This window comes from Leptolyngbya sp. 'hensonii', assembly GCF_001939115.1.
GTDB lineage: Bacteria > Cyanobacteriota > Cyanobacteriia.
On record NZ_MQTZ01000057.1, the window covers coordinates 46,189 to 57,430 of the forward strand.

Here is an 11,242-nt window from a genome sequence, read left to right on the forward strand (position 1 = left end):
GAGGGGTTGGGGGTTGGGGGTGAGGGCTGAAAATCTCGGAGTTATTAAATCCACGATCCTAAGCCACCATAAGCCTTTGGTCAGGAAGCTTCGGACAGTTCCAACAGGCCAATTGCCGAGTCTAGGGAGACCTTCTGACTCGCCCCCGCCAAGCTTTACATAACTCCGCTTATGGGCTGGCGGCTTCGGGTTGGGCGGTAGGGGTGGATTTTTCGGGGGCAGGAGATGCAGCCGGTGGTTCGGGTTGGGCCATGGCCATCATCCGCTTGTGAATCCGGGCCGAAATTTGTGGGAACAGGTTCCAGCTATCGGCGTAAGTCTTGTGGTCGCCAAAGACGACGAGAATGTAGGCCACTTTACCATCGCGGGATTGAATCAGGGCGGCTTCCTGCCGTGAGGTGGAGGTCCAACCCACTTTGGAGGCAAAGGTCACCTCTTCATCTGAGAGAGATTCGCCAAAAAAACTTTGAATTGGATTATCCCGTTTCTTACTCCAGGCTTCTGGTCGCAGGTCCTTGGTGAGTAATTTGACCATCCGCCGACTGTATTCTTCTGAAACGGCCTGCCGATTGAAAATTTCGTATAACAGGCGAGCAGCGTGATAGGTAGTCACCCGGTTCCGTTTTTGATCCTTCAGGAGTTGGAGATCCCGCCCTTCCGGTTCGACATGATCGTCATAGGGAAAATTCTTCTGACTCAAGCTAATGCGATCGTACCCGGCTCCGTGGAAGAAGCGATTCACCCATTCCCGTTTATAGAGCCAGGCATTAAATTCACCCTCGGCTTCCAATTGGGGACCCGATTCCGTATCAGTGACCCAATCCATGATCCGGGCTGCCGAAGTATTATTGGAATCCTCCATCATCTTATAAAGATCGACATCGCCAGTTGGCAGGGTCCGGTTATAACTGCCAGCCGCCAGCCGCCCATAAAAGGTAACCATCCAGAATAGTTTCGCAACACTGGCGGGATAGCGGAGCTTCTCAGCCTGATACCCTGCGATCGTTTTCAGCTTGACATCAATCAGGCTGATCGATAAAGCTCTGGTGGGTAAGCCCTGTTGGGAGACAAAGTTAACGGTATCGTCCACGATCTCTTGTAATGGCAGGCTGGTGTCTAAGTCTGGGGGACGGGAGATGTTATAAACCAGCTCTGAACTATAGCCCAGAGGGGCGGGGTTGCTTGGTTCCAATTCTCCTATGGGCAGGGCTGCTGCAGATAGGGTTGGGCCTGGACCAGCAATAGACTTTTTCCGGCTTGCTTCGACGGTGGAAATACCTGTTACAGCGATAACCAGAGCCACAATCGCAACCTTCAGCGGATAGGGCAACTGCCCCTGCCTCTGACTTCCTCCGGGCGGAACCCGCCGAGACCGCCGGGGCGATCGCTGGCGTCGGGGCGATCGCTCCCGACTGCCCCCATCCGCCATGGATGGATGGGGAGCTGTGGTCGGGATGGTCTGGGTGGTAGGGGGCTGAGCACTTTTGCTCCCACGCTCCAGGATCCCCCCCTGGAAAAAGGGAGCAGAGCGATTGGAGCGAAATGGGGTGGAAGTCCGACGACGGGGTGGGCGATTTTGAAACAAAGCTCAACTCATTCGCAAAATTTTGCACTTGAATGAACAACCATCAAGTCTGAACTCAGAGCTACCATAGCAAAGATTTTGAAGTTCTCGTAGATCCAGAGGCCAATTCCAGACGCAGGCAAAATCAGAGATGCTGTTCCCTTATCGGCGCAGGAAAACAAAGGCAACCACAATCAGGAAGCCAATGATGCTACCGGGTACTAGGGCTTGTAGCCACTCGTTCTTGGCCAATCTCCCGGAGCGGGTAGATTTGGGCTTCACGGCTGGGGCCGGATCGGGCAGGTAAGCTGGGGGATAGACTGCGGGAAGATTTTTGGCCCACAGATCCCGCAGCATGTCCCGGGCTGAAGGGTAGCGATTGCGGGGCTGAAGTTCTGTGGCTTTGTTCAGAACTGCTACCAGTTGTGGACTGATATTGGCGGCGTAGCCCTGCCACATCAGGCGTCGGGCCCGCATGGCTTCTAAATCGGTGGGCAAAATTCCGGTCAGCAGGTGAATGGCTGTGAGGCCCAGGTCGTATAGATCGGCTGCAGTCGTTAACCGATCGCGGTTGGAGCGTAAGGGGAGGACTGCCTGCTTAGAGGAGGGCAGGCCACTGTAAATCGCCTGTTTGAACCCACTGAAATTAATCAACATCGGTTCGCTGTCTCGGATGCGCAAAATGATGTTATCAGCCTGGATCGCCCCGTGAATGATCTTTTTACTGTGCAAATAATCCAGCAGTCCTAACAGGCGGATCAGCAGAGCCTGAACTAGGGCCTCGCTGAACGGACCTTCCTGTTGGAGTTTTTCGCTCAGGGATTGGCCATCAACCCATTCCCGGACCAGGTAAAACCAGCCCGATCGGCCAAAGTGACTGAATGTGGTGGGGAGCTGATTACTGCGCTTACTCAGTTCAGTCAGGGTTGTGGCCGATCGACGAAACTGATCTTGCACCCGTCGGCGTAGACGGACCTGGGTGGGTGCAGGCCCATACTCCTTGACCACACACCAGCGATGGGGATTAACCCACGTATCCTGAGCCAGAAACGTGGAGCATAAGTCACCAGTACCGAGGGTCTGGACAATCAAGTAGCGATTATTCAGGAGGATGGTCATTGCAGCAGGATTCCTCGCATGGCCAGCAGGGCTGTCCCATAGGCGGCTTCAGTTTGGGCAGAAGGGGAGACAGGCACTCGCAGGTGACGGGCACGAATGTGGGTCCAGGACCGGTTTTTTGCCCCTCCGCCAGCGGTGTAGACCTGACTCAATGGTGTTGCACCCAACTCTTGCAGCAAATCATAACCCCGCGCTTCAATTCGCGCTATGCTCTCCAGCAATCCGTGCAGGAAAGAAATAGGATCGGTGGGCCGGGGCTCCAGTCGGGGTGGATAGTGGGGGTCATTAATGGGAAAGCGTTCCCCCGATCGCAGCAGGGGATAGTAGTCGAGCGGACTTTCTTGATCCGCCGGAATTTGCTCACTCCAATCCTGTAGTTCTGTAGCCGTAAAATACTGGTTCAACACCGCTCCACCTGTATTGGAGGCTCCGCCGACCAACCAGAATCGACCGAAACGATGACTGTAGATGCCATAGCCCCTGTGTTCTACGGGAGTCCGGCTCAGGAGCTTCAGGACTAGGGTGGAACCTAGGGAGGTGACGGCCTGGCCAGGCGTCGTCACCCCTGCAGCCAGAAAGGCGGCAATACTGTCCGTGGTTCCGGCGCAGACCTGGCAATGGGAGGGCAACCCAAATCGATCGCGCACCGCTGGCAATACCGGACCGATCGGGGTGCCTGGGGCCAGCACCCTGGGTAACAGAGGCATGAATTCAGACTGGGTCAGCCAGTCTGGATAGGTAAGCTGGGTCACGTCATAGCCCAGCTTCAGGCCATTGTGATAGTCGCTGATCCCCGGTTGGCCATGGAGCAGAAACGACAGCCAGTCCGCCTGGTGCAGGAAGTATCGGGCTTCAGTATAGACGGGCTGGTGTTGCCACCAGAGCAACTTGGCCAGGCTGGAGGTGGCGCTGGCGGCCACATGGTTGGGCGGAACCCGATCAGACCATTCCGCCTGAAACGCTGCCCCCCGGTCATCGTTATAAAGAATAGGGGCATCAATGGGTTGGCCCTGGCCATCACAGAGAAGCACCGTGGCGGAGGTGCCATTGAGGGCGATCGCGGCGATGGTCGAGCGAAGGGTTGCTGGAATTTGCTCGATCAAATCAAACAGAGCCTGGTGCCAGATTTCAGGCTGTTGATCGGAAGACAAATAGGGATAACTGCCCTGGACTGCGATCTGGCCGCTGCTATCAATGACGATCGCCCTTGCGCCAGATGTACCAAAGTCAATTCCCAGATAAGCGTTCATTGCAATCCTCACAGGGATTCAATTTTCCAGATGGTATTAATTTTTTCTGTTTGATTCTTCTGGGGCCTGTAGGCTTGAATAAAATTTTTTTCACGACCTATTCGATCAGGCGTGTTACTTCTCCCTGTTGTTGTTCCCAGGTTCCAGTCATAACAACTGTAAGGTAGTCGGAGTACAGTGATGACATACAGCTTTGAAATTCTGGGTGTTTCACCCATCTTGCAATTCTTTCATCATCAGCAAGAGACTTCTCAGCAACAGTTCTGGTCTGGTGTGGAATATATTGGCACCCACACCTGTACCCTCGATGCCCTGATTAAATCCGTCGAGTTAGTTCCGGCGAAACGGGGCTGGGACCAGGATGATGTGGTAGATACGGTGATTAATTTCTGGCTCAATAATTCCGAGGTGATCCGTCGTTGGCGGGGGCGGTTAGAGGATGCGGGTCGGGAAAATCTGCTAGTGGGTCGGCTGTCTAATTTGAAGGCCCTGAGAAATAGTTTTGAACGCCTTCTGGAGTGAGGGCTATCTCCTGAGCACATTCATCAGCCCAACGACGAAACAGGGACCCGTGAGGAACGTGATCATGGTTGCGCCGATCAGCATCCCTTTCATCAGACCCCAGTTGCGTCCCTGTTGCAGCCAAAGCACGATCGGCAGCACATAGATCCATTGCCAGATGCCGACCGAGAACCAGAGGGCCAGAAATCGGTAGTCGCGGTTAAAGGGGGGCAGGAAGGCCAGAACCAGGGAGAAGAAAAAAGCTAGCCCGAGCGCTAGCAATAGCCCCAACCCGATTTCAACACCTTCATTTCTCTGGGACATGGGCAACTTCTAATCCTCTAGCGGATAAAGAGGGAAACGACGAAAGGACTGGCATTCAAGAAGGCTGTAATCGTAGCACCAGCAATCACACCCTTCATCATGCCCCAATGTTGACGGCGCTGTAACCAGAGAATGAGGGGGATCACGTACAGGAGTTGGGCCACGCCGATCGACAGGAAAATCGCAATGAATAACACTGCAATGACCAAAAAAAAGTCGGAGGGAATGCGGTAGTAGTTGCCACTGGTGGGCGTAAGATAACAGGTGGCATAGACAATACCGCCACTCAGGGCCAGGATCAAACTGTTGATGCCGATGACCAGAAAAAAGCCCAGGATGATGCCGATCGCTTGATTACGTTGGGTCATGATTTTTGCCGATGGGTAATCAGAGCAGACCCCGCACTTCCTTCCCGATAGAACATGTTGTAAGTGTCGAAGGGAATGATGCGGCCATCTGGATGGGCAATGTGGATGCACGATCGTTTGACGGAACGCACATCAAAATTAAAAGGGTCCAGAAATTGCATGATCAGGATGCGAAAAACATTCTCATAGGTCAGTCCGGCTGGGACTGATACCAGGGGCAAACAGCACAGCAACTGCTTCAAGGTGGTGGCGGATGAAGCAGGGGAATGGTTGGTCGAAAAGAGCTTAAAAATCTGCTGTTTGAGGGCTTCATCCTGTTCGTAGACCACCGAATTGGGCATCACGCTCAGAAACGCCGTGGGGTCCAGTAAGCCGGTCAGGGGTATCACCTGCCCCTTCAGCTTCAGGGCATAGGCCATGGCCAGACAATCTGGATGACAGGGGACTGGCAAAATATCCTTGGGTTGGAAATAGGGGCTTTGCTCCAGAATCGCTCGGCGGACTTCGGTCAGGGTGTAGCGATCGCGCCCTGGTTCAAAGCCCTCCAATCGGCCTGCGGCCTGGATCGGTTGCAAGGTGATCCCCCGCACGCAGCGTTGTTTCAGGGCATAGTCAATCATGGAGCCAATCTCCTGGTCATTCAACCCCTTCTTCAGGGTGACGACCAGGGTGGTGGAAATCTTGAACTCATTCAAATGGGCGATCGCCTGTTCCCGCACAGCGCGCAGATCCGCGCCCCGCAACTCCCGCAGAGCCTGTTCCTGAAAACTGTCGAACTGCAGATAGACCTCAATCCCCGGCATGTACTGGCTCAAGCGGTCACAAAAGTCCCGATCGTGGGCCAGCCGCAGCCCATTGGTGTTGATCATCAAGTGCTTGATCGGTCTGGCCTTGGCCCGATCCAGAATCTGGAAAAACTCCGGATGCAGGGTAGGTTCCCCACCACTGAGCTGGACCACGTCCGGTTCCCCTTCATTGGCCACCACCGCATCCAGCATCTGCTCAATCTGGGCCAGACTACGATGACGGCGGGGTTGGTGTGTCGTCTCCGACAGTTCCGCCACCCCTGAATCGGCGTAGCAAATGGGACAGGAGAGATTGCAGCGATCGGTCACTTCCACCAGGGTCAGGCAACTATGCTGCTCATGGTCTGGGCAAAGCCCACAATCGTAGGGACAGCCATATTGAATCGGTGTATTAAACTTCAGGGGCATATCCCCTGGCTTGATAAACGCCTGACATTGCTTGTAATAAGCCACATCATCGGCGATCAGCACCTCTTCCCGCCCATGGCTGGTACAGTGCTTCACCAAATACACTTTCTCGTCCCGGAAGATGATTTTCGCCTCCACCTTGGTCAGGCAGCGGGAACAGACGCTATTGGTCAGACCATAAAAAAGATAGGGACGTGTCGGCATACATTGCGCGGATAGGGGATTTATCGCAGATCCAAACGGGTGGTTCCGTCATGCCGTTGCCAGCCCCACAGACGGGGAAAATCACGGAAATAATACAGAATGCCTGCTAAACAGGCCACTTGAATGGCACTGAGGCCGAAAAAAGGATGAAAATCGGGTTTAATAAAATCGATTAGGAAGCGAAAACCCAGGTAGGCACTCAGATATAGCTTGAATAGATCCCCCGATCGCAACGCCTGTCGATCGCGCGTGCGCAGAAAGATCAGCAACAGCAGGAGGAAGCCAATCTCATAAAGTTGGGTCGGATGGCGCAGAACCCCATCCCCAAAATCCATGCCCCAGGGCAGATGGGTGGCCATCCCATGGGTGCGATCGTCCAGCCCTGTCAAAAAACACCCGATGCGTCCAATCACCATGCCTGCCAGCAACGGATAGACAAAGGCGTCACCTGTGGATTGTTGCACTCCAATCCACCTCTTGGTCAGTTCGACCCCAATCAGAGCACCTAATAACGCTCCGACCACTGTTTTCCCGTACAGAAACACCAGCACCAGTTGGGGCCAATCCTGCCAGAGTAAGTCCAGATGTTGGAGCACCACCAAAACCTTGGCCCCAATCAGGCCCCCCACCAGGCCCCCCACGATGACAGAACTGCGGTGATTGGGGGCGATCGAGTCTCGGCGAAATTGGGCCAAGGCGAGGTGCAAGGCGGTGCTGTAAGCCAAGATCTCAAACAGTAGGTGGGGATGAACCTTCCATGGGCCAAGGGGAAGATAAACTGGGAAGTCCATAGATTTTGCCAAACACTTGAATCAAAAATCCCAACCCTCAAAAAGAGAGTTGGGACTTTCAAATAACGTAACTGGAGTTGTGAGAGAGAGGACTAAAAGCCTTGCAAAAATTAAACTTTTTGCATGTCAGCAGGAAAGAAACAATCTCCAAGGCGAATCGAGAAGGGGCTTCCTGCCTGCCATACAGGCTTTTTAGTTGTCATACACCCGGCACTCAACAGCCTCGGGATTAGCATCACAGTACTGTTCCAGAGAATTCTTCTGCTTGACTTCCCGCTGATGAGATGCTTCTGCTTGGAGTTCTTCGACCGCATCCCAGGCGGCGGCACATTCGCCAGAATTTTCTCCGCTGACTTCACAGACAGCGCGAGCCTGGTCGCGCTCTTGTTCAATTTTTTGTTCGATATTGCTCATGGATCCTACTGCTCTAATCAGTTTTACAAGTACAACCGATACCCTAAATTCAGTTCTCTAGAGCATATCCCTTGGTGGAAGATGGCTCAAGTATGCACTTGTAAGGTTGTATACCTCTAGTCATACACGAGACTAAACTTACAGCATCAGATCGAGCCTTATTTTTTTAGATTTTCCGGCTCTATCTTTTCAAGAGTGTAAAAAAAGAATCTTACAATTCTTCATAACTATACGTTAACCCAGGCTGACGATCAATGGGGCCTCGTTTTGAGGATGGCAACCATAACCATAAGTTATCGTCACATGCTGGAGCGATTCCCAGGTGGATCGGAAGCAAGCAGAGGCATGCCTGCAGGAGCCGCTTGTTTCTTGCCTATTGCTTCCTGTCTATTGCCTCTGTACGCTAAGTAACATGTGCGATGTAACAAGAGTGTCAGAGAATGAGCGCTGGGACAAGAGGGGCTGTGCAAGACTCTACCTACGATCGAATGAAGTGGGCCAATGCAATATCACGACGTCCCTCGCTGGAAGCAGCCGTTTCAGAGGTGATTGAACAGGCAGAACAGGCCCTGAAAGTTCCGGCTGATTTGGCCCTGGTGTTTATTTCCTCCGCTTTTGCCAGTGACTATCCCCGTCTGATGCCACTGCTGCGGGAGAAATTGGCTGTGCCCCATCTATTGGGCTGTGGAGGTGGGGGCGTGATTGGCATGAGTCAGGGACAGGCTGAGGAAGTGGAGGGGGAACCAGCTCTGAGTCTGAGTCTGGCCTATCTGCCAGGGGTACAGATCAGAACCTTTCATGTCTCAACGGAAGTGCTTCCTGATCTGGATAGTCCCCCTAATGCTTGGACCGACTTAATCGGTGTGCCTCAAAGCGAGAATCCCCACTTTATCCTGCTGGCTGATCCCTTTTCTTTTAAGGTCAATGACCTGATTCAGGGGCTAGATTTTGCCTATCCTGCAGCAGTCAAAATTGGGGGGTTGAGCAGCACGGGTGCCCTGGGTGGCAGTAATGGCCTGTTCTGTGATTACCGCTTCTATCGGGAAGGAACAGTCGGTGTGGCCCTCAGTGGGGATATTATCCTGGAGGCGATCGTGGCTCAGGGATGCCGTCCGATCGGGGATCCTTACCGGGTTACGGCAGGGGAACAGAATGTCATGCTGGAATTGGAAGAACAGGATGCTGGGGCCGGGGGCAGCAAGACCCGGACTCCCCTGGAAGTGCTCCAAAAGCTAATTCAGGGATTGAGCGAAGAAGAGCGGTCCCTAGCCCAACATTCCCTATTTATTGGGGTGGCCCGAAATGAGTTTAAGCAGCAGTTAGAGCCGGGTGACTTTTTGATTCGTAATCTGTTGGGGGTTGATCCCAGGGTGGGCGCGATCGCGATCGGGGATCGGGTGCGACCCGGTCAGCGGATCCAATTTCACCTGCGGGATGCCAAAGCATCGGCGGATGACCTGGAAACGCTCCTGAAACGCTATCGGGACCAGGCCCAATCGGGTAAATCTGGGGCGGTAGGGGCCTTGATGTTTTCCTGTCTGGGCCGGGGGGAGGGTCTGTATGGGGAACCAAATTTTGATTCCCGCCTGTTCAATCACTATTTGGGAAGCCTGCCGCTCAGTGGTTTCTTCTGTAACGGAGAGATTGGGCCGATCGGGGACAGCACCTTTCTCCATGGGTACACCTCTGTTTTTGGGATTTGTCGCCAACCTTAAATCCTATGGCAGCAGTCCCCATCGGTCTAATTGGGCTAGAGTATAAACATGAAGTTCTGTTTCTGTCGATTGACTGATGAATCCTTCGTCTATATCCGTACGCGAATTGCCCCTCTTTCCTCTCCCTGAAGTGGTTTTATTTCCTGGTAGACCCCTTCCCCTTTATATTTTTGAGTTTCGCTATCGGATCATGATGAATACGGTTCTGGAAGGGGATCGGCGTTTTGGGGTCCTGATGTGGGATCCGGCAGAGGGTAAAGCCGCTCCAGTGGGCTGCTGTGCTGAGATTGTTCATTGTGAAAAGTTACCAGACGATCGGATGAAAATCTTGACTCTGGGGCAGCAACGGTTTCGAGTTCTGGAATACGTGCGGGAGAAACCCTATCGGGTGGGTCTAGTGGAGTGGATTGAAGACCATCCCACGGATAAGGACTTATACAGTCTGGGATCGGATGTAGAGCGCTTATTGCAGGATGTGGTGCACCTGTCTGCCAAATTGATGGGGCAGGATATCGAACTCCCAGATAGCATCCCCAACCTGCCGCTGGAGTTATCCTATTGGGTGGCGGGGAATCTTCAGGGTGCCGCGATGGAACAGCAGGCCCTGCTGGAGATGCAGGATACTTCTGCCCGTCTGGAACGGGAAGCGGAAATCTTGACCACGACTCGCAATCATCTGGCCGCCCGCACAGCCCTGAAGGATGTTTTGAAAGATAGCCCTACAGAGAGCTAAGCCGTAAAGGCTCTTGGCTGGTGGGTAGGGTGAGGGTAAAGGCTGTTTGTCCGGCTGGGGTGTCATCCAGGGTCAGATTGCCGCCATGGGCTTGGGCGATCTCACGGGCCAGACTTAGCCCCAGGCCGACCCCATCGGTTTTGCGGGTGTGGGCAGGATCGCCTCGATGGAAGCGATCGAAAATCCGCGCCCGATCGTGGGCCAAAATATCGTTTGAGGCATTGGTGATCGTCACCTGAACTGCGAGCCCAATCCTGGTGGCCTGGATCCGAACCCATCCTTGAGTCAGATTGTACTTGATGGCATTGCTGCAGAGGTTTTGCAGGACTGGAATCAGCAGATCCCGATCGCCCTGGACCTGGAGCCCCGGTGTAATCTCGGTTTGGACTGAAAGTTCGGGGGCCAGGAGTTCAATATCTTCCACCATTTCTACGAGCAAGGCGGTTAGATCCACCTCTACCCGATGCAGACTGAGTTGTCCAGCATCAGCCAGGGAGAGCAGGAGCAGTTTCCGGACAATGGTGCTGAGTCGGCGCACTTCATCCAGTAAACTGCTGATCCGTTGCTGAGCCTCTGAACCAGGATCGACTTGGTGCAGGGTTTGTTCCAGTTCTCCCTGCAGAATGGCCAGGGGGGTTTTCAGTTCGTGAGCAGCATCGGCACTGAAGCGAGAAGCCTGGGTGAAACTCCGTTCCAACCGTTCCATCATCTGATTAAACACCTGAATCAACTCCATAAACTCCACATCGGTTATGGCTGCGGGAATCCGCTGATCTAACCCTTTAACCGTAATCTGGCGAATCGTCCCGGTCAGGCTGCGAATCGGATGCAGAGCACTGCCTGCCATACCCCAGGCTCCAGCAGCAATCAGCAGCAACACCCCCGGAATTGACACAGAAAAGAGATTGCGAATCACGGCCATTTCCTGCTGGACCGGATACAGGCTGACGGCGATCGCCACCCGGATATGGGAAAAGTTGACGGCACCAATACGCCAGCTTCCTTGATCCGTGCGGGTGGTGACGAAGCGGGGTTGGGGTGGCGG

The 11,242-nt window shown here is 53.7% G+C and carries 12 protein-coding genes; 3 read left to right on the forward strand and 9 right to left on the reverse strand.

Annotated elements, in window-relative coordinates; translation table 11 throughout:
• Window positions 1-169: 169 nt before the first annotated feature.
• From BST81_RS24305 to BST81_RS24315, 3 genes are all read right to left on the reverse strand, one after another.
• Window positions 170-1,585: a serine hydrolase gene (locus tag BST81_RS24305; protein ID WP_075601105.1), complete on the reverse strand. Its 1,416-nt coding sequence runs from the start codon at window positions 1,583-1,585 to the stop codon at window positions 170-172.
• A gap of 141 nt (window positions 1,586-1,726) precedes the next feature.
• Window positions 1,727-2,683 (reverse strand): protein kinase, encoded by a 957-nt coding sequence (locus BST81_RS24310; protein WP_075601106.1) that lies wholly within the window; start codon window positions 2,681-2,683, stop codon window positions 1,727-1,729.
• Entirely contained in the window at window positions 2,680-3,933 is a 1,254-nt protein-coding gene (locus BST81_RS24315; RefSeq protein WP_075601107.1) for an FGGY-family carbohydrate kinase, read from the reverse strand. The genes BST81_RS24310 and BST81_RS24315 overlap by 4 nt, the downstream gene beginning before the upstream one ends.
• Before the next feature lie 180 nt (window positions 3,934-4,113).
• On the opposite strand from BST81_RS24315, the gene BST81_RS24320 reads away from it, so the two are divergent.
• Entirely contained in the window at window positions 4,114-4,455 is a 342-nt protein-coding gene (locus tag BST81_RS24320; protein WP_075601108.1) for a hypothetical protein, read from the forward strand.
• Between the two features lie 3 nt (window positions 4,456-4,458).
• Here the strand turns inward: BST81_RS24320 and BST81_RS24325 are convergent, their stop codons facing one another.
• The 5 genes from BST81_RS24325 to BST81_RS24345 all read right to left on the reverse strand — a co-directional run bounded on the left by BST81_RS24325 (window position 4,459) and on the right by BST81_RS24345 (window position 7,749).
• Window positions 4,459-4,758, reverse strand: coding sequence for a hypothetical protein (locus BST81_RS24325; protein ID WP_075601109.1), 300 nt, complete (start codon window positions 4,756-4,758; stop codon window positions 4,459-4,461).
• 17 nt (window positions 4,759-4,775) lie between these two features.
• Window positions 4,776-5,126, reverse strand: coding sequence for a hypothetical protein (locus tag BST81_RS24330; RefSeq protein ID WP_075601110.1), 351 nt, complete (start codon window positions 5,124-5,126; stop codon window positions 4,776-4,778).
• On the reverse strand, window positions 5,123-6,544 hold the full coding sequence (locus BST81_RS24335; RefSeq protein ID WP_075601111.1) for a radical SAM protein: 1,422 nt from the start codon (window positions 6,542-6,544) through the stop codon (window positions 5,123-5,125). The genes BST81_RS24330 and BST81_RS24335 overlap by 4 nt, the downstream gene beginning before the upstream one ends.
• 20 nt (window positions 6,545-6,564) lie before the next feature.
• Window positions 6,565-7,335, reverse strand: coding sequence for a prolipoprotein diacylglyceryl transferase family protein (locus BST81_RS24340; protein ID WP_075601112.1), 771 nt, complete (start codon window positions 7,333-7,335; stop codon window positions 6,565-6,567).
• A 192-nt stretch (window positions 7,336-7,527) separates the two neighbouring features.
• Complete coding sequence (locus BST81_RS24345) at window positions 7,528-7,749, reverse strand: Calvin cycle protein CP12 (RefSeq protein ID WP_075601113.1); 222 nt, start codon at window positions 7,747-7,749, stop codon at window positions 7,528-7,530.
• A gap of 464 nt (window positions 7,750-8,213) precedes the next feature.
• Between BST81_RS24345 and BST81_RS24350 the strand changes: the two genes are divergently transcribed.
• Window positions 8,214-9,464, forward strand: coding sequence for an FIST N-terminal domain-containing protein (locus BST81_RS24350; RefSeq protein ID WP_363080805.1), 1,251 nt, complete (start codon window positions 8,214-8,216; stop codon window positions 9,462-9,464).
• Between the two features lie 106 nt (window positions 9,465-9,570).
• A complete protein-coding gene (locus BST81_RS24355; protein WP_363080807.1) occupies window positions 9,571-10,197 on the forward strand; it encodes an LON peptidase substrate-binding domain-containing protein in 627 nt (208 codons plus the stop codon).
• Here BST81_RS24355 and BST81_RS24360 read toward each other — a convergent pair.
• The coding region (locus BST81_RS24360; protein WP_075601116.1) for an ATP-binding protein at window positions 10,184-11,242 on the reverse strand (1,059 nt) is incomplete at its 5' end. The two genes, BST81_RS24355 and BST81_RS24360, sit on opposite strands and share 14 nt — an antisense overlap.